Source organism: Rhizobium sp. IBUN (assembly GCF_000510625.1).
GTDB lineage: Bacteria > Pseudomonadota > Alphaproteobacteria > Rhizobiales > Rhizobiaceae > Rhizobium > Rhizobium altiplani.
On record NZ_AZNV01000002.1, the window covers coordinates 34,309 to 57,737 of the forward strand.

Annotated in this window: 16 protein-coding genes; 3 read left to right on the top strand and 13 right to left on the bottom strand. The window is 59.8% G+C overall.

What is annotated here, in order from left to right; translation table 11 throughout:
* Nucleotides 1–370 precede the first annotated feature (370 nt).
* Complete coding sequence (locus RHIBUN_RS0102225) at nucleotides 371–1,702, top strand: MFS transporter (RefSeq protein WP_025658243.1); 1,332 nt, start codon at nucleotides 371–373, stop codon at nucleotides 1,700–1,702.
* 929 nt (nucleotides 1,703–2,631) lie between these two features.
* On the opposite strand, the gene RHIBUN_RS0102230 is transcribed toward RHIBUN_RS0102225, so the two are convergent.
* The 10 genes from RHIBUN_RS0102230 to RHIBUN_RS0102275 form a co-directional block, all read right to left on the bottom strand.
* Nucleotides 2,632–3,102 carry a Crp/Fnr family transcriptional regulator gene (locus RHIBUN_RS0102230; RefSeq protein ID WP_025658244.1) on the bottom strand — a complete coding sequence of 157 codons (471 nt, stop codon included), beginning with the start codon at nucleotides 3,100–3,102 and terminating at the stop codon, nucleotides 2,632–2,634.
* Nucleotides 3,103–3,194: 92 nt separating this feature from the next.
* Nucleotides 3,195–5,909, bottom strand: a complete 2,715-nt coding sequence (locus RHIBUN_RS0102235; RefSeq protein WP_025658245.1) for an ABC transporter ATP-binding protein — start codon at nucleotides 5,907–5,909, stop codon at nucleotides 3,195–3,197.
* A gap of 195 nt (nucleotides 5,910–6,104) precedes the next feature.
* Nucleotides 6,105–7,238, bottom strand: coding sequence for a glycosyltransferase (locus RHIBUN_RS0102240; protein WP_025658246.1), 1,134 nt, complete (start codon nucleotides 7,236–7,238; stop codon nucleotides 6,105–6,107).
* On the bottom strand, nucleotides 7,235–8,482 hold the full coding sequence (locus RHIBUN_RS0102245; protein ID WP_025658247.1) for a glycosyltransferase: 1,248 nt from the start codon (nucleotides 8,480–8,482) through the stop codon (nucleotides 7,235–7,237). Before RHIBUN_RS0102245 ends, RHIBUN_RS0102240 begins: the two co-directional genes overlap by 4 nt.
* A gap of 11 nt (nucleotides 8,483–8,493) precedes the next feature.
* Nucleotides 8,494–9,702, bottom strand: a complete 1,209-nt coding sequence (locus RHIBUN_RS0102250; protein WP_025658248.1) for a glycosyltransferase family protein — start codon at nucleotides 9,700–9,702, stop codon at nucleotides 8,494–8,496.
* A 90-nt stretch (nucleotides 9,703–9,792) separates the two neighbouring features.
* Entirely contained in the window at nucleotides 9,793–10,965 is a 1,173-nt protein-coding gene (locus RHIBUN_RS0102255) for an ABC transporter permease (RefSeq protein WP_025658249.1), read from the bottom strand.
* Nucleotides 10,966–11,964 carry an ABC transporter permease gene (locus RHIBUN_RS0102260; RefSeq protein WP_025658250.1) on the bottom strand — a complete coding sequence of 333 codons (999 nt, stop codon included), beginning with the start codon at nucleotides 11,962–11,964 and terminating at the stop codon, nucleotides 10,966–10,968.
* A gap of 3 nt (nucleotides 11,965–11,967) precedes the next feature.
* On the bottom strand, nucleotides 11,968–13,878 hold the full coding sequence (locus RHIBUN_RS0102265; RefSeq protein WP_025658251.1) for an ABC transporter substrate-binding protein: 1,911 nt from the start codon (nucleotides 13,876–13,878) through the stop codon (nucleotides 11,968–11,970).
* A complete protein-coding gene (locus tag RHIBUN_RS0102270; RefSeq protein ID WP_025658252.1) occupies nucleotides 13,872–15,764 on the bottom strand; it encodes an ABC transporter ATP-binding protein in 1,893 nt (630 codons plus the stop codon). Before RHIBUN_RS0102270 ends, RHIBUN_RS0102265 begins: the two co-directional genes overlap by 7 nt.
* 151 nt (nucleotides 15,765–15,915) lie before the next feature.
* A complete protein-coding gene (locus RHIBUN_RS0102275) occupies nucleotides 15,916–17,259 on the bottom strand; it encodes an adenylate/guanylate cyclase domain-containing protein (RefSeq protein ID WP_025658253.1) in 1,344 nt (447 codons plus the stop codon).
* A gap of 432 nt (nucleotides 17,260–17,691) precedes the next feature.
* Here RHIBUN_RS0102275 and RHIBUN_RS0102280 point away from each other — a divergent pair, with 432 nt between their 5' ends.
* The gene (locus RHIBUN_RS0102280; protein ID WP_198021123.1) at nucleotides 17,692–19,047 is read left to right on the top strand and encodes a nucleotide sugar dehydrogenase; all 1,356 of its coding nucleotides are present in this window, start codon (nucleotides 17,692–17,694) and stop codon (nucleotides 19,045–19,047) included.
* Here RHIBUN_RS0102280 and RHIBUN_RS0102285 read toward each other — a convergent pair.
* Nucleotides 19,037–20,215, bottom strand: a complete 1,179-nt coding sequence (locus RHIBUN_RS0102285; RefSeq protein WP_025658255.1) for a DUF3095 domain-containing protein — start codon at nucleotides 20,213–20,215, stop codon at nucleotides 19,037–19,039. The genes RHIBUN_RS0102280 and RHIBUN_RS0102285 overlap by 11 nt on opposite strands.
* A 126-nt stretch (nucleotides 20,216–20,341) precedes the next feature.
* Here RHIBUN_RS0102285 and RHIBUN_RS0102290 point away from each other — a divergent pair, with 126 nt between their 5' ends.
* On the top strand, nucleotides 20,342–20,821 hold the full coding sequence (locus RHIBUN_RS0102290) for a class I SAM-dependent methyltransferase (protein WP_025658256.1): 480 nt from the start codon (nucleotides 20,342–20,344) through the stop codon (nucleotides 20,819–20,821).
* Here RHIBUN_RS0102290 and RHIBUN_RS0102295 read toward each other — a convergent pair whose 3' ends face one another.
* The gene (locus RHIBUN_RS0102295; RefSeq protein WP_025658257.1) at nucleotides 20,822–21,697 is read right to left on the bottom strand and encodes an FkbM family methyltransferase; all 876 of its coding nucleotides are present in this window, start codon (nucleotides 21,695–21,697) and stop codon (nucleotides 20,822–20,824) included.
* Nucleotides 21,694–23,415 carry an adenylate/guanylate cyclase domain-containing protein gene (locus RHIBUN_RS0102300; RefSeq protein ID WP_025658258.1) on the bottom strand — a complete coding sequence of 574 codons (1,722 nt, stop codon included), beginning with the start codon at nucleotides 23,413–23,415 and terminating at the stop codon, nucleotides 21,694–21,696. Before RHIBUN_RS0102300 ends, RHIBUN_RS0102295 begins: the two co-directional genes overlap by 4 nt.
* Nucleotides 23,416–23,429: the final 14 nt, after the last annotated feature.

Below are 23,429 nucleotides of genomic sequence, written 5' to 3' on the forward strand. Positions count from 1 at the left end.
CTCTTGTTGTTTCGTCCAGACCGCGACTAAAGCACCGTACCTGATAGCAACATGAGGTGTTTGGTCGCAGTGCAGCAGAAATGCCGCACTGCGGGATAAGGCACGTGGCGCAGGATGTCAAAATCCTGAGGAAAATTCGAAGGATTCTTGCGCACAATCTATTTTGAGGGGCTAATATATCCGCACACGCCGATCATGCCAGTCTTTTGCAGACCGATTTCGCGGCATGACCGTGATTTTTCATCCACATCTGATTTTCAAGCCGGATGATGAACTATTTGTGTCGATCGGACTTGATAAGCGCAGTGGTTTGATCAAGATCGCTGGTGAGGCGCTTTGCCACAGGGTGCCTCAACGAGGGAGGCATTTAATGGCAGGCACAACACACTACGGACCATCGTCCACATCGATGGAGCAGGACGCGCGGCGAATTCATGCCGACAAGCCGATATCAGCAGGCAGTATCGCGATGGGCGTCGTCATCGGGCGCGCGTCCGAATTTTTCGATTTCTTTGTCTATGGCCTCGCATCCGTGCTGGTCTTCCCTCAGCTTGTCTTTCCTTTCGCGCCCGATCGACTGACGGCAACGCTTTATTCCTTTGCGATCTTTTCGCTCGCATTTCTGGCGCGCCCGGTGGGATCGCTCGTATTCATGACCATCGACCGTTTCTATGGCCGCGGCGCCAAGCTGACCATTGCATTGTTCCTGCTTGGGGGCTCGACAGCTTCGATCGCTTTCCTGCCAGGCTACAGCGAGATTGGAGCCTGGTCGATCGCGTTGCTTGCCCTGTTCCGGCTCGGGCAGGGCTTTGCGCTTGGCGGCGCATGGGACGGCCTGGCGTCGCTGCTGGCACTCAACGCCCCGCCAAACCACCGCGGCTGGTATGCGATGATCCCGCAGCTCGGTGCCCCGATCGGCTTTGCGCTGGCAAGCGCGCTTTTCGGATATTTCATCGCCAATCTGTCCAGTGAGGACTTCCTGAGCTGGGGCTGGCGCTATCCATTCTTTGTCGCCTTTGCGATCAATGTGGTTGCGCTGTTTGCGCGTTTGCGTCTGGTCATGACGCCCGAATTCGGCTCCGCACTGGAACAGCACGAGCTCGAGGCGGCACCGATCCGCGACGTGGTGCGTATCCATGGTCGCGACATCCTGCTCGGCGCCTTCGTGCCGCTCGCGAGCTTCGCGATGTTCCACCTGGTGACGATCTTCCCGCTGGGCTGGGTGTATCTTTACGGAACTCAGCCGATCGGCGGTTTCATGGTCGTGCAGATCATTGGCGCCGTGGTCGGTCTCGTCGCGATCGTCGTCTCCGGCATGATCGCAGACCTCATCGGCAGGCGTGCGCAGCTTGCGATCTGTGCCGTGCTGATTGCGATCTTCAGCTTTGTCGGTCCGCTCCTGATGGCAGCCGGCTCCGGGGGACAGAGTGCATTCGTGATCATCGGCTTCGGCGTCCTCGGACTGTCCTTTGGCCAGGCGACCGGCTCGATTTCGTCGCGCTTCGGCAGAGGTTATCGCTATACCGGTGCGGCCTTTACCTCCGACCTTGCCTGGCTCGTCGGCGCCGGCTTTGCCCCGCTCGTCGCGCTGACACTGTCCAGCCACTTTGGTCTGCCTTTCGTTGGCTACTACCTGCTGTCCGGCGCGGTCTGCACGCTTGCGGCATTGGCCTTCAGCAGGGCGCTCGAACAGCGCGAGTAGAAAAGACCCTGTTCAATCCGGGTCTCCAACCTGCAGCTCTGAAGTAGGTTGTGCAATCTGCAAACGGGAATGGGGATCGCGCCAACCGCGTTCCCTAACCATCTACCGTACGCTCCGCCCGGCCCGCAACATGGCTTTCAATTTCGCGAACAGGCTTTCGATGGCATTGCGATCGGGCCAGTAAAGCAGCGGAAAATATGAGTGATCCCAGCGCGCGCGGCAGCCTCGCGCACATCGGCTGTTTTGCGGACGACAGGTTGTCCATAACGACAACCTCGCCAATTTGAGGATCGCCGCCAACACTTTCTCAACATTCAAGAAGGAACAACCTGCCGTTCATCGCTTCATCCCAGAAAAACGGCGCGGTCCTGCCGGTAAGGCGCAAGGGTCGGAACGTCGTTATTTCCAACCGCCGTGCGGCACGCAAGCGAGACACCCGCTTCCCTCGAAGTACACGTCCCGCGCAAGCGGTCAATCAGGGCGCTGTCGGTAACATGCTCGCTCATGCGACCATCTTTGACGCATGGTCCGGCCAATTTAAAGTGAACGCCGTCCGTTCTAAAACACGGGCGGGCGTTCGCACCCGTCGAAGTCCTGGATCCCCGCCTATTGCATCGGCTTGCGGAATACGAAGGGCGGAGGATGATATTGGCGAGCGTTGACCACGATGTGCTGATCGCGACCCCGATCGGCCGAAGCTGAGAGCGATCCGCGACCAGCTCGACACGTCGCTGCGCTGGTTTACGAGGTTCGTTCGCTGTGCCGCGAACGCACCCCAGCAGCGTCTGGACACCTGCAGAATGCGCAAACTACCGGGGCTGCAGATATGACCCGGATTGAACAGGATCTGTTCCAAAGTCACGAAAAGCAGCAAGGGCCTGCCTCAGGTTTCTGTAGGCAGGCCTTTGCATCCAGAGATGATGAAATCGCTATATCGCGGCTACCTGCGGCTGCTTCGCCGCGCGCGCTGCGGTCAATTCCGCTGTTGTATGGTTCAGACGGTCTGCCAACACGCGCATGATCTCGACAGCCATTTCGGGGAAATCGCTCAGCAATTTCAGGAAGTGCTCCTTGCTGATGCGCAACACTTCCAGCGGCGAGGTGGCGCGAATCGTCGCGGTGCGCGAGACGTCGCACAATATGGCGATTTCACCGACGATGGAGTTGGGCACCACATCGGCGACCTTGATGTCACCTGCAGGTGAGTGGACAAGAATGTCGGCCGTTCCTGACAGAACGACATAGGCTGCATCCCCCGGATCCCCCTGATGGAAGAGATCCTGCCCGACGTTGTATGTCATGCGATCAGAAGTGAAGGCCAACAATTTGAGTTTTGCAGGTGCAATTCGCGAGAAAATCGGCACCCGCCGCAGCATTTCGACTTCGTCTCTCAACAACATTACGTACTACCCCCGTCACGCTTTCCGGTGCGCGACGCTTGACCGTGGCACCTCGCAAGGGGGCACCATCTTTATTGTCCCTCTTTAGGATATTACGATAACAGTTCCTTGAACATACCGTTTTGTTCGGAAAGCTCCGGAAAGTTGCCTGCTTCGGCCAGCGCACCGCGGTCAAACAGCAGGATTCGATCAAACAATTCCGCAAGTTTTGCGTTCGAAAGCACCCAGATGATGGCCGGCCGTTCGCCTTCCTTGTGCAATCCCTGGACCACATTTCGGGTAATCTGATCCTGAACACGCTGGTCGAGCGCGGATAACGGCCGGTTGAAGACAAAATAGTCAGACCGTTTGAGAAGCGCACGGGCAAGGTTCAGCTTCTGCCGTTGCGCCATCGTCAGGCGCTTGCCGCCAGAACCGACATCAAACTCAAGCCCAATCGACAAGACGTCGTCGAAGAGTTCGAGAGAGTCGAAGAGTTCGCCCATGATTGCCCGGATGCGGTCGGACGCGTCAGCCTGCTGATAGGCGATGCGCCCGAACAGGACGTTGTCCATCAGGCTTGCCGAGGAGATGAAGTCCTCCGGATCATACCGCTCGATGACGGCGGAAAGATCATCCGGAATATTCTCATGGAACTGTTTGCGGGCGCTCACGATCTTGGCCATCAGCGCGTCGGTCAGAAGACCGAAACGGTGCCTCGGCTCGATATAGGCAAAGCTGAGACGGATGATTGCAGAGCGCTCTTCGGGCGTTGCATCATCAAACCGTCGGCTCTGCAATTTCTGCAGCAGCGCCTGATAGGTCGGGATATCGTCAGCCGTCATGAAGGTCAGCTGCTGGAAGAACGGGTGATCCGGCGGCAGATCATGGAAGAGTTCAACGGCATTCTCCGCGATCTCCAGACCCATGGCATAGAGATCGTCGCTGAGGCCGGTGTCGCGGAAGAGCGCCTGGAAATAGGGGTGAGCCGCCAGCCGGCGATTGTTCATCATCGGCCGTTTCATCGAGCCGAAGAGCAAATTCTCGCCGACAGTGGCTTGCGGATTGAACGCATCGAAATCGAACGGCACGACGATATTGCCGAGCTCCGACTCCTGCATGCGCTTGCGAAGTGCCGTACGCAGATCGACGATATGTCCGGCAAGCGTCACATGCACGCTCGTGTTGACGGTCGATCGAAGCGCCAGGTCGAGAATGTCCTGTGAAATGAGGACCGCATCGAGCACAGGACGGATTGCCGTCAGGATATCCTCGGGGCCGGTCGCGCCGGCGGCCTGGTAGTCCACCCAGTCGCTGTTGATGTCCATTGTCGGGTTGCCGGCCTTGACGGCCTCCTCGGCATGCCACTTGGCTTCAAGAGCCTCCTTGCCGTCATACTGCGGCTCCCGCAAGGGCGCATGCTTCAAGCCGTAAAGCAGATTGTCCCTGAGCGTTCCGTGGAAGAAGTAGGCGTCAGCGGAGGCGTAGGACATGCGCCGGCCGGTAATGGATTCAGGCAGATCGAGAAGGTCATGGCCATCGATCGTCACGCGGCCGGAATCCGGCCACACAAGCCGGCCGAGGGCTTCCGCGAAGGCTTCGGCACCACTCGAGTTCGGGCCGACAATCGCGACCGTTTCGTTGGGCTTGATTTCGACCGAGACGTGGTCGACCAGCCGCGCGCCGCTATCGTCGCTCACAGTCAGGTTTGTGACCACCAGCGGAGCCGTCAGGGCGCCGATCGTTTCTGACGAGATGTCCTGTATCTTGCCGTCGATCAGCGGCTCGACGTTGAACTGCTCGTAAACCTGTTGATACTTGACCTGCACGTCCTGGCGCATCTGATCCCAGTCGATCAGTTCCTTGAGCGGACCTGGCAGATCCTTGTAGGCGCTGATGACCGCAACGAGCTGGCCGATGTCCAGTCGCCCCTGCAGCGCAAGATAGCCGCCGATTGCGTAAAACAGGAATGGAGTGACCTGGGCGAGGAAATTGTTCAGGAACTTGACCAGGAACTTCCACTGGTAGAGGTCATAACGGATCGAGAAGATCAGCCCGAGCCTGGTGGCGATGTCGGCACGCTCGAAATTCGATGTGTCGTTGCCGTGAATCGTGCCGATGCCGTCGACGATTTCGCCGACACGTCCGGACAGCTCGCGGGCTGTCAGCTGACGCTGGCGGCCAAGCTCGAGCAGGCGCTTTCTCATGCGCGGGATCACCACCGCTTGCACGCCGACGATCGCCGCGGCAATCATCCCGAGCCAGAAATTCTGCACGATGATGAAGGCGAGCGCCGTCAGCGCCTGACCGCCGAGCAGGGCCGGCGAAACGAAGGCATCCCCCGTGAAGCCGCCCATCGGTTCGACTTCATCCTTGATCATCGTTGCGATCTCGGCGGACTTGACGCGCTTGAAATGCGACGGCGGGAAGCGGAGGACCCGATCGATCAACTCGAAGCGGATGCGGCGCAGCATGCGCTCGCCAAGCCGTCCCTTGTAGGTGTTGATGTAGAATTTGAAGAGGCCGTTCAGGACGACCAGCGCGAGGAAGACGAGGCTGAGCCCCATCAGCATTTGCAGGCGGTCAAGCTGGAGGCCCTTGAAGAACTCTACCTCGCCGATGACCGGTAAGGTGTAGGATAACCGCATGAACGTCTGCGTTGCGCCTTCGCCCTCGAAGCCATTGCCCTGAATCGGTCCGTTGACGATCTGCTTCGGCAGGTCGAAGGACAGAAAGTAGGGGATCATCGAGACTGCAACGACTGTCAAAATCCAGAGCTGCTGCAGCCGCGTGTTCGACCAGATGTAACGCGCGAGGCTTTTTTCCATTGCTAACCGTCAGTTGCCTGGGAAATCTGGGGGCAGTGAACCTGCGGCGAAGTCAAAGGGAATGCCGAAAACAGGATCATGCAACCGGACCGCCGGATCTCATAACGAAAACAAGGCGCATCGGATTTCCATCGTCATGCCGATTCTCGCCGGGACGTTGTTTATATCACATCATTTTTGCAAAGTGCGAGGCTTTCACCCGATCATGGACCGAATGATTGATGCCGTTTTGCCGGCCCCCCCGAGATCGAGCAATGCCGAGGCTGCCCGCGGTTTTGCGAGTGCCGTTGTGACGGCATTGGCAACGATTTCGGGCGTCAGACCGGCCTCCGGCAGGATATCCGCGAGCCCGAGTGCCCGCAGCTGTTCCGCGCGGACCGTTTGTTCCGTCTCTCCACCGGCAACGAAGGGAATGAGGATCATCCGGCAGTCGGTCTGAAGCAGATCGCCAACAGTATTATAGCCCGCCTGCGAGATGGAAACACGCGCGCCGCGCAGCAGCGATGGGAAATCCTTGCGAAACCGGGTCAGCGTAACGTTCAAGGGCGTTGCCTTCGAAAGGCTGGCGAAGTCGGCCTCGGGAAGGTTCGGCCCGCTGATCAGCAGCCACCGCAGGTTCGCCGGCAACATCGCGGCCGCGCCATTGGCCGCGCGAAGCAGGTCGAGGCCGACGGCTCCGCCACCAGCGGATGCAACAATGTCGAAGGTCTCTTCAGGATCAGCCGCCCGCGGGGCCGCCACCAAGCCGGTATAGAGAAGCTTGGAGGCAATCTCCGCCGTCAGGGGAAAGGTATCTTCCAGGCGAACGAAGCTCGGATCCCCATGCACCAGGACGCCGTCGAAATGATTTCTGACCAGCGCCACGGTCTCCTCGTCGCGCCCGGGCTTCCGGTTCTGCTGCAGGATATCGCGCACCGAGCTGAAAAGCTTCGGCCGTGGATGCGCCTCTTCGATTGCATCAAGAAGCGGGAGCAGCTCGAACCGCATCTGCCGGCGGCCAAAAGGAAACGCTTCGATGATGACGACGTCGGGCGCTGTATCATGGAAGGCTTCGAGCAGCAGATCCCGGCGTTTGCTGAGGAACGCCTCGTCGGCGGCAACACCATTGCTGTCCGCAAGTCCGGAAAAACCGGCATTGCTTGCCACGACCGGTGGAAGAGCCACCGTCCTGATGCCGTCTCCCGGAAAACCTGGAACCGGCAGCCCACCCGTCACGACAGTGACGTCGAAACCGTCGCTGACGAGCGCGCTCGCGATGCGGCTTGCCCGGGCGATATGCCCGATGCCAAGCAAATGCTGGACATAGAAAAAGACCCGGGGCGCGTTCATGAGGCTTTCTGCCATTCCTGTTCAAACAGATGGCCGAGCTCGGTGATGCTCACCTCGTGGTCAAAATGCTCGCGCACGCGTCTTTCGGCCGCATCTCCCAGCCGCGACCGTAAGGCAGGACCGCGGATCAGTGTCTCGAGTGCCCCCGCAAACGCCGCAGGATCCTCGGGTGGCACGAGCCTGCCGTTTTCACCGTCCACAAGAAGCTCCGGCACGCCGGATACCGACGTCGAGATACAGGGCAGGCGCTGGCTCGATGCCTCCACCAATACATTCGGCAGGCCGTCGCGATCGCCATTGGATGCAATCCGGCAGGCAAGTGCGAAAACATCGGCCTGGCGGTAGTGATCGAGCACGTCTTCCTGTGCGAGTGCGCCCTTCCAGCTGATCCGATCCGTCAGATTGAGATCCGCAGCAAGCGCCTTCAGCTTCGGCAGCTTGTCGCCGCCGCCGATGTGCTCGAAACGCCAGTTCAGGTCGCCGGGCAGCAGTGCGAGTGCCTTGAGCAGCGTCTCGTAGCCCTTCTTCTCGACGGCACGGCCGACACTGAGAATGACGACAGGGTCCGCCGGGTTGCTGCCGTCGCGCTGCGATCGCTGGCCGCCGAAATGCCCGAAACGCGCCAAATCGAGACCGTGATAGCTCAGATGCACGGCGTCCTTGCGGGGGGTCAAGGTGCGCATGTGCTCATAGCCGCTTCGCGTGCAGGTCACCGTCCAGCGGGCGCTGCCAAGCTTCTCATGCAACTCCCAGTCCGGCGATGTCCAGATGTCCTTGGCATGGGCCGAACAGGTCCAGGGCACACCGGTGAGGATGCTCGCATATTCGGTCACGGAGGCAGGGGTGTGGATGAAATGTGCGTGCAGCCACTCACCGCTATCGGGCCATTCGCGTGCGAGCACCATCGCCTGTCCAAGCCGCCTGAAGCGGTTGCGAGAGATGTCACGTGGGAGGTCCTTGAGGAAGCGCTGCCAGAGAGCCTTGATCCCGGGCCGACGGAAGCTCGCAAACAGCCCCTTCAGCACGCGGATCGGCTCTTCGTGAAGATACTCGGGCAGATAGACGACGCGTGCCCTGATCTCGTCATGCACGGGATGCCGCTTCTTGTCGGTTGGCCGGCGCATCGAGATCAAGGTCAGATCAAAACCGGCCTTCTCCAGGCCGAGCAGTTCCTGGGCGATAAATGTCTCCGAAAGGCGCGGGTAGCCTTTCAGCACAACGAGAATCTTACGACGCTTCGACAAGATCTTGTTCTTCACTCGGCCCCGACGACGGACAGATGCGGCCCCCGGCCATCCAGCCAATGTCCGACCGTCTGCGAAATGTGATCGAGGCCCTGCAACTGCAAGGTACAGCCGCTCTTGGACGGCGGTGCGCGTTCGGGAAGTCGTTTCAGGGCCTCGGACATCACCTTGGGATCTCCCGACTGGTCCGGCAGCAGCATGTCGATCAGTCCGAGTTCGCTTGCTCGCCTGGCGCGCAGCAGCTGCTCTTCGCGTGGTTTCACCCGAGGAACAATGAGTGCAGGCTTGTCGAACGAAAGGATTTCGCAATAGGTGTTATAGCCACCCATGGCCACAACGCCGGTGGCCCCCACGATCAGCTCTTCCATATTATTGTCGAACTCGATCACCTCTATGTAGGGAATGCGGGACCCTTTGGCCACCAGCTTGGAGCGCTCGGCAGCCGGCATATAGGGGCCGAGCACGACAAGCGCCTTTTGCTGCAGGGAAGGGTCTTGCTCATAGGCGTTCATGACATCGTGAACGAGATCGGACCCATCGCCGCCACCGCCGGTCGTGACCAGAATGTAGTTGTCCGTGCGCGCATTGATCGAGGTCTTGCTCGTCGAGACACTGCGCTGGAGAAATCCGACGAAATCCATCTTTCTGCGCACACTTGCCGGCACGTCCAGTCCGATCAGCGGATCGTAGAAATCAGGCGGTCCATAGACCCAGATGGAATCGTAATACTGGTCGATCTTCTGCATGATGCCGTTCCGCTTCCATTCGGCATCAAGCAGATGCGGCGCATCCATGATCTCGCGCAGGCCAAGCACCAGAACGGTGCCCTGCGCCTTCAGATAGCCCAGCGTCTCCTCGACTTCGCCCTTCAGTCCCATCGGTTCCTTGTCGACGATGAAAATGTCGGGCTGGAAGGTTTCGGCTGTGTGTCGAATACTCGACTCACGCATCTTCAGCGTTTCATGCAGATCGATATGGCCCGCCATCGACGTATATTCGCCGTTGCGAAGCTTGATGACACTCGGGATCTTCACGAAGTCGACGCGCGCCCGGTAGTCGAACGCGCCGGCAATCGTGGCTCCGGAGATGATCAGAATATTAAGCCCGCGATAATCCTCGACCAAAGCATGAGCGATCGCGCGGCAGCGGCGCAAATGGCCGAGCCCGAACGTGTCGTGGCTGTACATGAGGATACGGGCATCTTCCAGGCGCCGTGCCATGGGCAATCCTTCTGCGCTGTGGATCATACGAGCACCGCCGGTTTTTTGCTGGCCGTCAAAAGACAAAGCAGTGCTCCGCCGGGCTGGCCGCTATTTGTAGGGATCTGCCGCATCGCGCAAGCCGTCTCCCAGAAAGTTGAACGCCAAAATCACCAGAACGACAGGTATAATCGGAAAAAGCAACCACGGATAGAAGGCGATGACGCTTACGCTCTTTGCTTCTGTCAGCAGAATGCCCCAGCTGGTGATCGGCGGGCGCAGACCGAGGCCAAGGAAGCTGAGCGCCGTCTCACCGAGAATCATGCCGGGAATCGAGATCGTGGCAGAGGCGATCAGGTGGGACATGAAGCCTGGAACAAGATGTCGGCCAATGATGCGCGGCGTGCTGGCGCCCATCAACTGGGCTGCCTGGACATAATCCTCTTCACGCAGGGCCAAGAGCTTCGAGCGCACGGCTCGCGCAAGACCAGTCCAGTCGATGATACCGAGGATGACCGTGATCCCGAAATAGATGACGATGGGGCTCCACGTGACAGGCATGATCGCAGCCAGCGCCATCCAGAGCGGCAGGCTTGGCAGCGACTGAAGGACTTCGATCAGGCGCTGGACGATCAGATCGAAGACGCCGCCCCAATAGCCTGCCAATCCGCCGATGACGATCCCGAGGCAGAAGCTGATGGCGATACCGATCAGGCCGATCGTCAGCGAAATGCGGGCGCCGTAGAGAATGCGCGACAGCACGTCACGGCCGAGGCGGTCAGTGCCAAGCAGGAACATCTGCCCGCCGACTGCCGGGCAAACCAGGTGAAGATCCGATTTGACCAGTCCCCAGAACTTGTAGGAATCGCCGCGGCAGAAGAAGCGGATCGGCTGCACCTCATCCGGCTTGTCGGAGTAAAGCCGATGGAGGGTGTCGAGATCGAGCGACATGGAGCGCCCGTAGACGAAGGGGCCGACGAATTTGCCATCGTGGAAGAAATGCACGCGCTGTGGCGGGGAATGGATGAAGTCCACATTCTTGGTGTGCAGCCCATAGGGCGCAATGAACTCGACGACGATAATCATGGAGTAGAGCGCAAGCAGAAAAATGCCGGAGGCAAGTGCCAGCCGGTGCTGCTTGAACTTCCACCACATCAACTGCTTCTGCGAGGCAAGGTGGATGCGCGATTGCGCAGACGTCATCCCCTCGGTCGCCATGGGATCGAAGGGTGCGGTCGAAACATAATGCGGCATCGGCGCGCCGGGCGGTGGCAAGGGCGACATCTATTTGGTGCTCCTGCCTTGCAGGCGGATACGCGGATCGAGAAAGCCAAGTGCGATATCGGAGACGAGCACCCCGATGACGTTGAGGAAGGCGAGGAACATCAGGAACGAACCCGCAAGATACATGTCCTGGCTCTGCAGGGCCTTGATGAGCATGGGGCCCGTCGTCTCGAGCGACAGCACGATGGCGACGATTTCCGCCCCTGAGATGATCGAAGGCAGGATCGATCCGATATCGGCAACGAAGAAGTTGAGAGCCATGCGCAGCGGATACTTCACGAGCGCGCGAAGCGGGTGAAGCCCCTTGGCACGGGCGGTGACGACGTATTGTTTCTGCATCTCGTCGAGCAGATTGGCGCGAAGCCGCCGGATCATGCCGGCCGTCCCCGCGGTGCCGACGATGATGACCGGAATCCACAGATGCGAAAGAATGGACCGCGCCTTTTCCCAGCTCATCGGCTCGTTCAGGAACCTTTGGTCCATCAAGTGGCCGATCGAGACGCCGAACCAGATGTTGGCGAAGTACATCAGGATCAGGGCCAGCATGAAGTTCGGGATGGCGATGCCGAGCAACCCCAGAAAGGTCAGCCCGTAGTCGCCCCAACTATACTGATGGGTCGCCGAATAGATCCCGATCGGAAAGGCGATCAACCACGTCAGCAGGATCGTGGAAAAGGAAACGAGCATCGTCAGCCAGAGACGATCACCGACGACTTCCGAGACCGGCAGCTGGTATTCGAACGAATAGCCGAAGTCCCCGTGCAGCATGCCGCCGACCCAGAAGAAGTAGCGGACGATCTCGGGCCTGTCGAAACCGTATTGTATCCTGAGTTCTTCGATTTCCTGCAGGTTGGCACTCTCGCCCTGCGCCCGCAGTTCCGCGATCTGGCTTTCGAAAAAGTCGCCCGGCGGAAGTTCGATGATGGTGAAGACCAGCGCCGAGATGATGAACAGAGTCGGCACCATCGCAGCAATGCGCCAGAGGATGTATTTCAGCATCCCTCAAGCCTCCTTGAACCAGAAGGCATCCGGCATGTAGAGGCCGAGATAGGATGTCGGGTCAAAACCATAGAGGCCCTCATCCGGCACGTTCTGCAATCTGGCGGATCGGACGATCGGCTGCAGCGTGCTGTTGATGAGGCCGATCGAGAAGACCTGCTGTGTATAGAGCGCTAGCATCTGATGCCAGATCACCTCTCGCTCCTCGAATCTCGTGGTATCACCCCACTGTTTGAGAAGCGCGACGAGCTGCTGCACTTCCTCGAGGTCCGGGGCGCTGCCTTCCTGCCCGGCCGACAGGTGATACATCCCCCAAAGCGGCCATTGCAGTTGATCGTCGACGGTTGGCGCAAGCTGCCCCGGAGACATGTCCGCGGTAGCAACCCCGTTCTCGATGCCGTACCAGATCGACATCATGATCGTGCCGCTCATGGCGCGGCTGCGGAAAACGTCGCGTTGCGAGGTGCGGGTGTAGAGAGCAAGACCGACTTCGAACCAATGATCACGCACCAGTTCCAGAACGTCGGTGTCGAGGTTGCTTTCGCCAGCGGTCTCCACGGTGATTTCGGCACGGCGACCATCCGGCAACAGCCGAATGCCATCGGCGCCCCGGTTCGCCAGCCCGAGCTCGTCCAGGAGTTTGTTTGCCTGATCGGGATCATGAGCAATGAAGGCTTCCGCATATTCGGGTCTGAAGAGAGGGCTGTCGGGCAAAACGGTATCAGCGCTTGCCTTGCCGAGACCATAGAAGGCAACCATGTTGATCTCATGCCGATCGATCGACATCGACAGCGCCCGGCGGAAGCGAGTTTCCCGAAACAGCTTGCGCCAGACCTCGTCGGCGCAGTTGAGGTTCGGCAGGAGCGCCACGCGCGATCCGCGCACCTGCTTCCACAGGTTGACCTTCACGGGGAACCGCTTTTCGGCATCCTTGAGGAATGTGTAATCGTTGAAGTCGACGCCAGTGGCCTGCAGGTCGGATTCACCGGCGCCCGCCTTGGCGGCGATGATCGAGGATGAACTGACGTTGAGGATGAACTTGTCGATGTAGGGAAGTTGTACCCCGTTCTCGTCGATGCGATGGAAAAACGGGTTTCGCACGAACACGAATTGGTCGGCCGGCAGAGGCGTCGTGTTGCGCCAGGGATCGAGCGTTGGCAGTTCCGGATTTTCAGGACGCGAGGAACGCGACATCTTGATGTGCAGATCCGCCCACTTCTTGACGCGGTTTTCCTTCATCAGCGCCGAAATACGGAAATCGTCCTGGTATTTCTTGTGAAACTGCTTGAGATAGTGCCCCGGCCCGAAGATCACGAGCGGCAGAGGGCCAGCAAGCGCCGGCAGGAACATCGGATTGGGTCGCTCCCAGGTGTAGCGAACTGTCAAAGCGTCCAGCACTTCGAATTTCGGCAATGTGCCATGGGGTCGCAACTCGAGCGCACCACCACCAGGTGTCAGGTCCTTGTTGAGGATCACGTCCTCCCACCAGTAGCGGAAATCGTCCACCGTAAAGGGTGCGCCGTCGGACCAGCGGTGACCTTCGCGCAGATAGAAGGTGAAGACCGTGTCATCCTTGGATTCGAAACCCAGGAGAATATCAGGCTGGAACATCAGCTGCTTGTCGTAACCGACCAGGCGCGAATAGCCATAGACGGTCATGTAGCGGATATCCTTCTGGCTGCCGATGATGGTGCGCACCGTGCCGCCATAGACGCCCGGCATGCGCCCCGTATCCTTCATATTGACGATCCGCGGATGCGTCGGCAGGCGATCGACCATGGGTGGAATGCGCCCTGCGCGCAGCCAATCCCTCAAGAATTCGGGCTCGATATCGCGATCCGCCGCCGCCTTGACAGCGGAGGGCAACACTGCCGAACCGATAAGACCACCGAGAAACGTGCGCCGCGTTACCATGAGCGAAGCTCCTTTGCGTCTGCACCCTTGCGGGCGCGCACAAGATGGCCGTTGCCGAGATCAGCGTAGGCGAGCTCGGACGCATCATCATGCTCCGCCGTAAAGGTAATGCCCCAGTTCTGCTTGTCTGCGGCGCCGTTTCTTCGCAGCGCCTCGAAATCGAGCGGACGGTTGAGGTCGGGGAAGGGGACCGCCGCCAGGAGCGACTTCGTATAGGGATGCACCGGATCGCGCAGAATGATCTCGCGGGGGGCAATCTCGACGATGCGCCCCTTGCACATCACCGCGATGCGGTCGGCCATGTAGTCGACGACCGCCAGATTGTGCGAAATGAACAGATAGGTCAGCCCGAGATCCTTCTGCAGGTCCTTCAGCAGGTTCAGGATCTGTGCCTGGACGGAAACGTCGAGGGCCGATACAGGCTCGTCGAGAATGATGAGCTTTGGCCCGAGTGCCAGCGCGCGCGCAATGCCGATGCGCTGGCGCTGCCCGCCGGAAAAACTGTGCGGGTAACGGTTCAGATAGCGCCGGTCGAGGCCGATCGCACCCATCAGAGCCTCTACCCTCTGCTTTCGCTCGGCGCTATCCCCGCGGTCATGGATCTCCAGCGGCTCGCTGAGGATATTGCGCACGGTCATGCGCGGCGACAGGGACGAGACCGGATCCTGGAACACCATCTGTATCTTGGTGCGCAGTTCCTGCAGATCGTCGCCGGAAGCAGACAGGACATCGATCACGTCCTTGCCGTCATTGAAGACCACCGAGCCACCATCAGGCCTCACGGCCCGCATCAAGATCTTGCTGACCGTCGTCTTGCCGCAGCCGGATTCGCCGACGAGCCCCAGGCATTCCCCTCGGCGGATGTCAAAGCTGACATCGTCGACAGCATGAACGAGCGCAGCTTCGCGCGTTCCAAAAAGGCCGCGATTGCGGGTCTTGAAGGTCTTGGAGAGGTTATTGACGGAAAGCAGGATCTCCGGCCCTTCGGCCTTCACCTTCTTCTTGCCGATCAGGGACTCGAGGTTGACGGGCACGTCGCGCAGCGCCTTGAGACGTTCGCCGGGCTTCATGTCGAAATGCGGCACGGCAGCCATCAGGCCCTTGAGGTAAGGATGCTGCGGGTTGCGGAAGATCGATTCGACCGGTCCCGCCTCCATGATCTCGCCATGATAGATCACCACCACCTCGTCGGCCATGTTGGCAACGACGCCGAGATCATGCGTGATCAGCAGCATCGCCATTCCGAGCTTGTGCTGCAGGTCGCGCAGCAGCTCCAGGATCTGTGCCTGTATGGTCACGTCGAGCGCCGTCGTCGGCTCGTCGGCAATCAGGAGCGCCGGATTGCAGATCAGCGCCATTGCGATCATCGCGCGCTGGCGCATGCCGCCCGAGAGCTCGAAGGGGTACATGTCGAAGGTGCGCTTCGGATTGGCAAAGCCGACAAGACCCAGCATCTCCTCGGTCTTTTCGCGTGCTTCCTTCTTGTCGGCCTCCGTGTGGATGAGGAGTGCTTCACTGATCTGATTGCCGACGGTGTGGAGCGGCGACAGCGAGGTCATCGGCTCCTGAAAGATCGTCGCCATGCGGCGGCCACGCAGATCACGCATTTGCTCGCTGTCGCGGGAATAGCGAAGAATGTCTGTCGTCTTGCCATCCAGCGGGTCGGTAAAGAGGATCTGCCCCTCGGCCGTTGCGGGATTTGGCAGGATGCCCATGATGCTTTGGCTGATGACCGATTTGCCTGAGCCGGATTCTCCGACGAGCGCAGTGACCTTGCCCGGCAAAATACGGATATTCGCGTTTTTTACGACGCGCAGGCGATCGCCGAAAACCGAGAAAGTAACGTCGAGGTTCTCGATGCGCAACAGATCCGAGGCGGACGCCATACCAATGAAATTCCCCAGTTTTTCCATGTTCCCGTTAAGGCACACTATCGTACCGCAATCGGGGTGTCCAGTTGATGACGGACACGTGAAAACCCTGGCATTTTACAGGCTGGGGAAGATTAGATCTCGGCCAAATCGGTCGCCGGCATCCTCACTGAATGAATTCCTCCACGGCTGGCCTTTTGGCCTGCTTTCTAGCATCGCGATGAAGCAGAATGACCTGTTCCGCCTCGGAAAGTGCGGCCGGTGCGACCTCGCGGAAATTCTCCTCGACATGCAGGACGGGCGCTGGCACATGCGGCTGCAAGACCGTGACTTTTTGGCGGATGCCGCGGAGCTTTTCCTCGCCGAGCGTGCGCCACTCACCGCCGCAGTAGCCGGCAAAGGCCTGGCTTGCGATGACCTCGCTCGAATATTTCTTCGTCAGCGATTGCAGGCGCTGGACCTCGTTGACGGCCGAGCCGAACGCCGAAAACGTCAGGCGATCCTTGAGGCCGACATTGCCGAACATGACGTTGCCGACGTGCAGGCCGATCCCGTAGGAAACCTTGGTAAGGCCGGCATCCAGTCGCTTCCGGTTCAATTCCGCGACACGGGCTTGCGCCTGGTGGACGGCGGAAAGGGCTGCCTGACAGGCAATCTTGGATGGATCCTTGTGCCGGCCACAGGGATAGACGGCCAGGAAACCGTCGCCGAGGAAGCTCAGGATCTCACCGCCATTGCGGTTGAATGGCGCAGCGATGGCGTCGAAGAACTGGTTCAGCGTATCGATGTAGGCCTGCCGCCCCTCTTTTTCGGCATACACTGTCGACTGGCGCATATCGCCCATGACGAGAGCCGCACGGATCGTCTCGCCGTCGCCACGGCGGATCTGGCCATTCAACACCCGCTTGCCCGCATCGCCGCCGAGATAGGTGGTGAGCATGTTGTTGGCGAGCTTGCCTAAGACCGCCATCTTCGCGGCAACGGCAAGATGGTTCTGCATGCGCAAGAGCGCATCGATCATGTCGTCGGAGAAACCGGCGTGGCTATCCGTCGACCATGAGCCCATCATGCCCTGGACGGAGCCATCGCCGAATGGCTGGACGAAAGCCAGATAGTCGGTGATGCGCTCATCGCGCAGGTCGAGGAAGACCGGGAATTCGGCTGGGCCGTCGGCCGGTATCCGGCGACGGATGTGCTGGAGGTTGTTGTCCAGGAGATAGTAGTAGGGGCTCTGCAGGAAGCGGTCCGGCTTCTGCCCGGCGGCATGGCGATAACCCTCGATCGTGACACCGCTTGCACGTCGCCATGTAAAGCTCAACGCGTCGTAAAGCGGGTGCAGCATCGAAAAGGTCAGATGCACGCGCGCGATCGGCAGCCCTGCCGCCGCAATACGCTCGCAGAATCCGCGAACGATGCTTTCGAGGTCATCTCCGGCCAGCGACGAATTCGTCAGCCATTCAGCGACCCGATCCAACAAAATAGAGGAGACGCTGGATTCGATCGTGCCCATTCTTGGTAGTATCCTCATAAAGCACGCCCATTCCTGAAAAGCGTCGGCAACCCTGCCTGCAGCAACGCCGTGCGCAGGGCGGGAAGGAGGATGGACGAGCGGTAATATTGTGTCAACGATCTGCCGGGAGCCCGGCAGCGGCACCTGTCAAACCCTTGATAAAGTGGGTAGGATAGGCAGTCCTTTCTCGTGGTTCGTTATTCGATCTAGATAGGCACGGGGCCAATCCCAAACAATGGTATCTGCGCATTTTCTGACCCTGCAATGAAATCTCTTGGGGCATCCGCGCCTTTTTGGTCACACTGGTCGGGACTGCGGGAGGGGCGAGGCACAGCCGCAGCGCGAGTCTTCGCGGTTACATCAACGGACGTCGATTTGGCGGCGGGTTTCAATTGGTGCGCTCTTACATTAGATCAAGGTACCTTCAGCACTATGATGAGACCTGCCGTGGCGAGTTCCTCCACCTACGACGTCCTTTCAAACAAGATCGAAACCCGCAATGCCCGAGCCGGTGTCATAGGCCTCGGCTATGTCGGCTTGCCGCTGGCAATCGCCATTGCCCGCAGCGGCTTTGCTGTCACTGGCTTTGACATCGACCCCGACAAGATCGTCGCCCTGGATGCGCGGCGTTCCTATATCGATGCGGTCGCAAGCGACGACCTCGCAGCCGAAATTGACAGCCAGCGCTTTTCGGCCACGACGGATTTTGCCGGGCTTGCGGCCTGCGACGTCATTGTCATCTGTGTTCCGACGCCGCTCACCAAGCATCGCGATCCTGACCTTTCCTTTGTGGAGGCAACCTCACGGTCGATTGCTGCCCATCTGCGTGCTGGCCAGCTTGTGGTGCTGGAATCGACGACCTATCCGGGCACCACGGATGATGTCGTCAAGCTCATCCTGGAGAAAACCGGCCTGAAATCCGGCCGCGACTTCTTCATCGGTTTCTCGCCCGAGCGTGAGGATCCGGGCAACCAGCACTATCACACGGCGACGATTCCGAAGGTTGTCGCCGGCGATGGCGCAGAGGCCCTGGCGCTGATGAAGAGCTTCTACGGCGCTGCGGTCAAAACCGTCGTTCCGGTGTCTTCCAACGCCACTGCAGAAGCCGTCAAGCTGACCGAAAACATCTTTCGGTCGGTCAACATCGCGCTCGTCAACGAGCTGAAGACCGTCTACGCCGCCATGGGAATCGATGTCTGGGAAGTGATCGACGCGGCCAAGACCAAACCCTTCGGCTACATGCCCTTCTACCCGGGCCCGGGCCTTGGCGGTCACTGCATTCCGATCGATCCCTTCTACCTCACCTGGAAATCCCGCGAATACGAGTTGCCGACCCGCTTTATCGAGCTCGCTGGCGAGATCAATTCGGCAATGCCGCGTTATGTCGTCGGCAAACTTGCCGAAACACTCGACATCAAGGCCGGCAAGGCACTCAGCCGCTCGCGGGTCCTGATCCTTGGTCTCGCCTACAAGAAGAACGTCGCCGACATTCGCGAGAGCCCTTCATTGCGCCTGATGGAGATCATCGAAGAGCGCGGCGGCAAGGCCGACTATCACGATCCCCATGTCGGTGAGATCCCCTCGACGCGCGAATATCAGCATTTGAAAGGCCGGAAATCGGTCGATCTCACGCCCGGGGCCCTGGAAGCCTACGATGCAGTTCTTGTCGCAACCGACCATGACAAGCTCGACTATGCGGTGATCGCAGACAGTGCGCCGCTGATCATAGACACCCGCAATGTCTTCACGCGCCTCGGGCTGTTCGCCGACCACATCGTCAAGGCGTGATATCGACTGCTGACAGTGTCTTGCCCGTGATCTGGCTGGCAGCGACGGCGTAGCCGCCGCTGGCACCGTCGACAAAGTGCACGTGGTCGCGTGACACCGGTGTCGGGACAAAACAGGTCATCAGCGCCGAGGACTGCCGGTGCAGGCCGTAACGGGCAATGCCCTTTGCTTTCGCCTCTTCGAGGAGCGCCTGGATACGGCCAAGATGGCCGGCATCGACGTCGATCGTCATCTTCAGCCCGTCGTCGAACTTGCGGAAATCTGAATTTCCGGAGACGTCTTGGGTGTAGCGCCGGGCGTCGAAACGGCCAAGCTTGATGTCCAGTCTGTGGAGTGCGACGACAAGCGCGATCTGCAACAGGATGATCAGCTTCCGCAGGAGTCTCTTTCCCGGCAGTGCGGTTGCCCGTGCCTCACGATCGACGCCCTTCATCGAAAAGGCAAATTCAGGGCCATCGGCAGGAATCGGGTGGCCGCCACGGCCCTGTTCTGAAGAGATAGCCACGACGTCCATCACGAGCTTGCGAAACTCCGGACTGGCCCGCCCGCCTTCGGTTGGTACGGCGATAATGGAGACGATCTCGCCGTTATGCGCCGCAATCGGGCTCCAACGACAGGAGAGACCGGTCAGATCCGGCCGCGTCCCTGGCGTTGCAGGCTCGACGCCGTAGCGTCCGGCCTTCATCTGGCGCTCGGCCCAGCTGGCTCCGCCGCCGGCAAACATAGCATAGGTGACGAAGGGACTGGCGGCGTGACGGGCGACGCGAACGTCCAGGCCTTCCTTGCGAATATCGGCAAGCGGTACGACCGCAATGCGCAGCGTCAGGCCCATTTCCTCCTCTACCCATCGCTGCGTTGCCGCCAGTGCACTTCGCGCCGCATTCTCGAGGTTCCCCGGCAGCGCAACCACGGCACCATCGCCGCCAAACACGAATGGGTAGTCGCCCTTGTCAACCGCATTCAGGACGGCCGAAATGACGCTGACGCCCGCCATGTTGACGTCCTTGTAGCGGCCGGCGGCGATCGCCTGCGTCGAACCGACGATGTCGGCAAGGGCCAGGAACCAGCCGTCGGGAAGCGGGTGATAATTGCTCGTATCGGTTACCCGCTCGAAATCGGTGAAAACGGGTACGTCGGCAAAGAATCTTTCATTCGAGATGTCGTTCATCTGAGAAGCCTAGCACAGACCCATGCTGTAACTGCAACGCCATTTTCCCATCTACGGCAATCGACTTCATACAGTTTCATGTGCTAGCACCGCTTTCGAAAAACGATTGAATGGACAAGAACATAGATGAGCCGCCTGGACAGCTTCATCCGCCGATTGACGGCTCAGCGCGACATATTGAATGCGATCGTCGAGCTGGTGAACGGCACCGAGGGGCCGGTTCTGGAATTCGGCCTTGGCAATGGCCGCACCTATGATCATCTGCGCGAGCATTTTCCGGATCGTCGCATCATTGCCTTCGACCGCGACGTTCGCTCCTATTCGTCTTCGACACCCCCGGCGGAGAATATGGTGACCGGCGATATCCGCGAATCCGGCCAGGCCTTCGTCGGGATCGGAGCGGCACTCGCCCATGCCGATATCGGCACCGGGCATGACGATATCGATGCTGTCACATTGACCTGGCTGCCGCAACTCATGGCAGGCGTGCTTGCCAAGAATGGCATCGCGGTCAGCGGTCTGCCGCTGGATCGCCCGGAACTGGAACCGCTCGAGCTACCGGCGGGGGTCAAGGAAGGCCGTTACTATCTCTATCGGCGGAAATAATCAGGGAAGAAACAAAACGTCGTACTGTTCGATGCTGCCCGGCAGGTTGACGACCTTCATCTCCTGTTCTTCCTCCTCGAAGAAGACCAGGCAATCCTCGTAGTAGCCGGCGAGCGTCCTGATGAAATCGCGGGTCTGTTCCGGTCCGTAAAAGAGCGGCGTGAATTCCATGTAGAGCGGCACGCGGCGCGACAGGAGCGGTGCCATCGAGGCGCAGGCGACAGGCTCATAGCCCTCGATATCCATCCAGACGAGGCCGATATCGAGGGGATCGATGGAGAGCTCATCGAGGATCTCGGTCACCGGTCTGACCGGGACGCTCGTTTTCTGGTCGCTTGCACTTTTCCGGTACGCGCTGCTCTTGCCGTGATTGTCGGCATTCATGAAGAAGTCGATCTCGCCAGCCGTCGCCCCGGCGGCACAGTTGACCAGCGTCACCATTTGATCGAGCCTGTTCTGGCGGATATTGGTCTGCAGCAGGGGGAAGTTGCGCGGATCGGGCTCGATGCTGACGATGTGATCGTAGGCGCCGCTCAGTGCGAAATAGACGGTCTGCGTCCCGATGTTGCCGCCAATCTCCAGAAGATGGCGCCCGTGCATGAGCCCGCGCTCACGCAGCACCGCAATCAGGCGGTCCACATGCTCGCGCTCGAAGTGCCCCTTTCGAAAGACCTTGCGCCCAATGTAGTCGGACGGCGAGAAGGTCATCAGATGATCACCAGCATCGACCGTCATCGACACGACGCGCGGCCCGATGCTCTCGATCAGCAACCGCCTGCCGGTGCGAGTATTGAAGAACCTTTTTGCGACAGCGTTGCGCGCCTTTCGCAGCCGTTTCTGCCAGAATTTGGTGTTGAGCCAGCCGCGGCTCGTCATGCGTCTTTTCCTTCGATCAGTTCAGCGGCCTTGTCGCTCGGAATCACATAGACTTTCAAGGGCAGGGCGCGACCGCGCACGCTGATTTCACGGCTTTCCACACCCGCCGTGTCGGCCCCGGAAAGGCTTGCGACCGCGTCGGAAATGACGATGGCTGCATCGAATTCCTTGGCTGCGGTCTCCAGCCTGCTTGCAACATTGACGGTGTCGCCGATCGCGGTGAGGCTGCGCACCCGACCATAGCCCAGCGTTCCGACGACGGCGGGCCCCGTGTGAATTCCGATGGCAATGTGAAGCGGCATGGATAGTTCGTCCGAAAGCTCGACGCCGAGCTTTTCGATGTCGCGAACGATGGCCGCTGCCGCGGCAAGCGCCTGGCGACATGCCTCTTCAGGCGCGCTGCCGATGCCGAAGAGCGCCATGGCGCCGTCACCGATGAACTTGTCGACACGGCCGCCTGCCTTTTCAACGGCGTTTCCAACCAGGGCGAAATAGCGGTTGAGCAAAAATACGATATCGAAGGGCAGGCGCATTTCCGTCAGTGACGTGAAGTGGCGAATGTCGCAGAAGAGAACCGTAATCTCACGCTCGCGTCCGGGGCTGGTTTCCTGTGCGTTTGGCGGCAATGTCGCCTCTGGCGCCGCGACGAGCAGTGGTGCGACGGTTACATCATGATTTGGCCGCAGCTGGCAGGCAAGCCGCACATCGGGTGCTGCCTTGATCCTCTTCAGCGTCGTTTGCTCAAGCTTGTCGGGCGGCGGCAGATCCTCGTATCGGCCAAGGATCTGGACGCGGCAGGTCGAGCATTGGCCCTTGCCGCCGCAGACGGAATAGTGCGGCAAACCACCGAGCCGGCTTGCCTCCAGAACCGTAAAGCCGCGCGGCACGCTGATCGCCTCGCCACCCGGATAGCGCACTGTGATCTGATTGACCCGCTCCCTCCACCGTCGCCATGTCCGCGCGCCGACGACGATCAAAAGCGCGCCCGAAAACGAGCCGTAGAGGCCGGCGCGGATCATGGTAAGCTGGCGTTGAGCCTCAGGGTTCGAGTAATAGCGCGTGTTGAGATTCTCGAGATAGCGGTCGGTGTTGACCATGCCCTCATAGGCCGGCTCCGCGATCGTCCTTCCCATTTCAATGAAGCCGAGTATGCCAAGCACCGGCAAGAGGATCGCGACCGCGAGAAGCATGGCGGCGATGGTGTCGTACCAAGGCCGGTAGCGAAGCCAGAAATGCAGGCCGATACAGCCATGGATCCAGACGGCAAGCAGTGCGATGATCTGGCGCCATCCGTTGCCAGGAGAGGTAATCCACAGCAACCGAACGATCGTCTCGTAGTCGTCCCGGTAGTGAAACAGCGTATGGGCGATCCGCGTGCCGATGACATGGTCGATCAATAGCAGCGGGATCGCGATCCCGAGCACGATCTGGGTCATCTCGCCCGCCGGCATGACAAGGCTACGGCGCCTGTAGACCGCCCTCAGCACCAGCGTGATGTGAACGAGGACGGCGCCGTAGAAGACGACGGTTGCGACAGGGTTGCGCCAGATCGCCAGGAAAAGCGTCCGCCCATCGTCGGCAACCGGGACGGAGATCAGACCCAGCGCATGGTTGGACAGATGCAGCAGGACAAAAAGAAACATGACGAGGCCGGAACCAAGCCGAGCTCTTCTGATCGTCCGCTCTGAAAAAATACTGGTGGCAGCGACCGTCGCCATTCATTCCCGTTCTT